This window comes from Solemya elarraichensis gill symbiont (assembly GCF_002021095.1).
Taxonomy (GTDB): Bacteria; Pseudomonadota; Gammaproteobacteria; order Chromatiales; family Chromatiaceae.
In genome coordinates this window covers 1-2,318 of record NZ_MPRK01000267.1, presented here as the reverse complement: position 1 = coordinate 2,318, position 2,318 = coordinate 1, and the positions used below count along the sequence as shown (strand labels likewise).

Here is a 2,318-nt window from a genome sequence, read left to right as displayed (position 1 = left end):
AAAGGATAGAGTTAATACTAATTATTTCTATACTGCAGCGCAAAAAAAGGCGCGGTAAGATACCGCGCCAAAAACCACCATAAGAAGGATGGAGGAATATACGCTAATTTAAAGGAGGAGGATTAGCGTATGCAGATATACTAATACAGGTGCTATCGAAAAGTCAAGTGAATATTGCAATGCATCAAAACATTCATAATACAGATGCTGGCTCCCGCAGGGGTCAACTGGTGTTTACTCGCGGTACGGTGGAAACTCCCGCGTTTATGCCGGTTGGTACCTATGGCACCGTCAAGGCGATGACACCGGAAGAGTTGCGTTCAGTCGGTGCAGAGATGATTCTTGGCAACACCTTTCACCTCTGGCTGCGTCCCGGAACAGACATTGTGCGTCTACACGGTGATTTGCACGACTTTATGCACTGGGATGGTCCCATTTTGACTGATTCCGGTGGTTTTCAGGTCTACTCACTCGGTGCCATGCGCAAGATTACCGAAGAGGGTGTTCATTTCCGTTCTCCGATTGATGGAGACAAGGTCTTCATGGGCCCCGAAGAGTCAATGCAGATTCAGCGCGAGCTGGGCTCTGACGTGGTGATGATTTTCGACGAATGTACGCCATATCCGGCAACCCAAGAGGTCGCTGAAGAGTCGATGGAACTGTCGTTGCGCTGGGCAAAACGCAGTAAGACGACGCATGGTGATAATCCCTCCGCACTGTTTGGTATCGTTCAGGGCGGAGTTTATGAGGATTTGCGACAGCGCTCGCTTGAAGGCCTGATGGAGATCGGCTTCGACGGCTATGCGGTAGGCGGTCTCTCTGTTGGCGAACCCCCGGAGGATCGCTGGCGCATACTCGATTTTCTCTCTGACAAGCTGCCAGCCGACAAGCCGCGTTACCTGATGGGTGTCGGCACTCCGGAAGACCTCGTCGAGGCGGTACAACGCGGTATCGACATGTTTGACTGCGTTATGCCGACACGCAACGCTCGTAATGGCGACCTCTTTACCCATACCGGCAAGGTACGCATCAAGAACGCAAAATATGCCAAGGATACCGGTCCGCTTGACCCTGATTGCGACTGCTACACTTGTCAGAACTATAGTCGTGCCTATTTGCGCCATTTGCAACGCTGCAATGAAATTCTCGGTGCCAGGCTCAATACGATACACAACTTGCACTATTACCAGTCGTTGATGCGAGGCATCAGAAGCGCGATTGAAGAGCAGCGGCTCAGCAGTTTCGTTGATGACTTCTACGCTATGAGACGAGGCTGAAGCTGGCATGGATAGCGTCCTCGTTGTTCTCGGTATCATCTTCCCAGTCTTCGCGGTTGCTGTCAGCGGATATCTCTATGCACGTTTCCGGCGGGGCGGTACCGATCTCTCTCTCACCGACAGGGTCAACCTGGAGATATTCACACCGGCACTGATCTTCTCGGTGATGTCAGATGCCGACTTCGACCTGCTCAGCTACACCAGCCTGACGGCAGCGGGAGTTGTAGTGATTCTTATCACGGGCGTGATCGCCGTGGCGGCGGCAAGAGTGATGAAGACAGATGTCAAAACGCTTGTACCGCCGCTGATGTTCAACAACTCGGGCAACATGGGCCTGCCGCTCGCGGTATTTGCCTTCGGTGAAGAGGGACTGGCTGCAGCGACCGTGCTCTTTATCGTCGAGAATTTTATGCATTTTACTTTCGGCAGCTGGATACTGGCGGCGCATTTTCATATCAAGCCGCTGATTCGCCTGCCGATGTTCTGGGGCGCCTTTCTCGGCATATTCGTCAATCTTGCAGGTATCAAGCTGGTTGAGCCACTTGGGGATGCAATCAGTATGCTTGGCCAGATTTCGATCCCGCTGCTGTTGTTCTCTCTCGGTGCACGCGTGGCCCAGACGCACGTCACGCCCTTTCGCCTCGCAATAGTGGCAAATGTGCTCAATGTCAGTGCCACGTTGCTTGTCGGCTTGATGCTAATTCCCCTGTTTTCACTTGAGGGAATGCAGGCAGCGCAATTTATCCTCTTTTGCGCCTTGCCACCGGCAGTTCTCAATTTCATGCTTGCAGAGCAGTATGGGCAGGAACCGGACAAGGTTGCATCGATCGTATTACTGGGAAATGTCTCCAGTATTCTCGTGATCCCCGTGGTGCTCTATTGCATTCTGTAGGAATTGTCACAAATTTGAAAAAACAGGCTTGACATAGAGGCCGGAAACCGTACAATTTGCGGCCTCAACGCGGGAATAGCTCAGCTGGTAGAGCACAACCTTGCCAAGGTTGGGGTCGCGAGTTCGAATCTCGTTTCCCGCTCCAAATT

At 52.2% G+C, this 2,318-nt stretch carries 2 protein-coding genes and 1 tRNA gene; all 3 read left to right on the top strand.

Going from position 1 to position 2,318, the window contains the following annotated elements; genetic code table 11:
- Positions 1-179: 179 nt before the first annotated feature.
- The 3 genes from tgt to BOW51_RS09995 all read left to right on the top strand — a co-directional run bounded on the left by tgt (position 180) and on the right by BOW51_RS09995 (position 2,314).
- A complete protein-coding gene (gene tgt / locus BOW51_RS10005; protein ID WP_078477590.1) occupies positions 180-1,277 on the top strand; it encodes a tRNA guanosine(34) transglycosylase Tgt in 1,098 nt (365 codons plus the stop codon).
- Between the two features lie 7 nt (positions 1,278-1,284).
- Positions 1,285-2,169 carry an AEC family transporter gene (locus BOW51_RS10000; RefSeq protein ID WP_078477589.1) on the top strand — a complete coding sequence of 295 codons (885 nt, stop codon included), beginning with the start codon at positions 1,285-1,287 and terminating at the stop codon, positions 2,167-2,169.
- A gap of 69 nt (positions 2,170-2,238) precedes the next feature.
- Positions 2,239-2,314 (top strand) — tRNA-Gly (locus BOW51_RS09995).
- Positions 2,315-2,318: the final 4 nt, after the last annotated feature.